Origin of the sequence: Wolbachia endosymbiont of Drosophila leontia (genome assembly GCF_028981785.1) — a bacterium.
GTDB lineage: Bacteria > Pseudomonadota > Alphaproteobacteria > Rickettsiales > Anaplasmataceae > Wolbachia > Wolbachia pipientis.
On record NZ_JAPQLK010000173.1, the window covers coordinates 1 to 1,005 of the forward strand.

Below are 1,005 nucleotides of genomic sequence, written 5' to 3' on the forward strand. Positions count from 1 at the left end.
TGATATTCTCCATCTTTTTTATCTTTAATCCATCATAGCTAGCGATGCAACAAAGCCCACTGGGATCCAGAAAACTTAACTTTAAATAAGTGGCTGCATAATAAAGGCTGGATTCCAGACTGGAATGACATCATCTGCTACACACTTGAATGACAAGAGAAGAATTCTGAAACAACAAGTTTCAAGGAAATCTTATGTAAAATCTAGCATTAACAAAAATTATACTATTTTCATGCATGCTGTGGTTTTTGTAATTAATGGAGTGTGATATGCCGGCTAGTTTAAAATTTGAAAGTGCTGCAGGAACAGCAGCAGCAACTCTGGCAGAAGTCAAACTTGTAACTTTGGCAGATAATACGGGTAATGAATATACTTTGGATATAACCACAAATGATCTTAAAGTGGGATATACACCAAATGGTGGTCAAATAACAGAGCACAAAATAACTGGTCTATCAACAGCTCTGGGAAGTTTACTTAGTACAAAAGATAATAATGAATCAGTTCTAGTAGATACATTAGGAAACTTTCTTGATAGCCCAGATAAAGCAAAGTATGATGGTCAAAATAACCAAACAGTAAAGGAGTTCTTAGTAAGTAAAGGGCTAAAAGGAGAGAAAGGGGATACTGGTCCTAAAGGAGAAGATGGTAAAAATGGAACAAGTCCATCAGCTGCTGAAATAGCTGCTGAGAAAGCCTTACAAGATCATGTAACAAAGATAAGCATAGAAAGTCCAGAATTTAAAAGAGCTGTGCAAGAGGAAATGTCACAACCGTATTTTGAGCCTCCAACAAGTGATGATGCTGCACTTAATTGGACTTGGTAATACAGCTTAGATCCAAGTAGTCACGCTACTTGGATGACGTCATACGGTCCTCGGATGACGGAAAAAGGACTCGGATAACACCCTACAATGTCATTCCAGCGCGTGACGCTGGAATGGCTTTGTTGCATCGCTACTTATGAAAGGCTAACTATAGTTAGAATTATAAGCAACCTATTGA

1 protein-coding gene is annotated in these 1,005 nt (G+C 37.8%); it reads left to right on the plus strand.

The window, feature by feature from the left end; all coding sequences use genetic code 11:
• Nucleotides 1-269 precede the first annotated feature (269 nt).
• Entirely contained in the window at nucleotides 270-827 is a 558-nt protein-coding gene (locus tag OZD63_RS05825) for a hypothetical protein (RefSeq protein ID WP_274979649.1), read from the plus strand.
• Nucleotides 828-1,005: the final 178 nt, after the last annotated feature.

Bases quoted from the DNA above. Each gene is read 5' to 3' on its own strand.
- OZD63_RS05825 (WP_274979649.1), top strand. From the start codon at position 270: ATGCCGGCTAGTTTAAAATTTGAAAGTGCTGCAGGAACAGCAGCAGCA.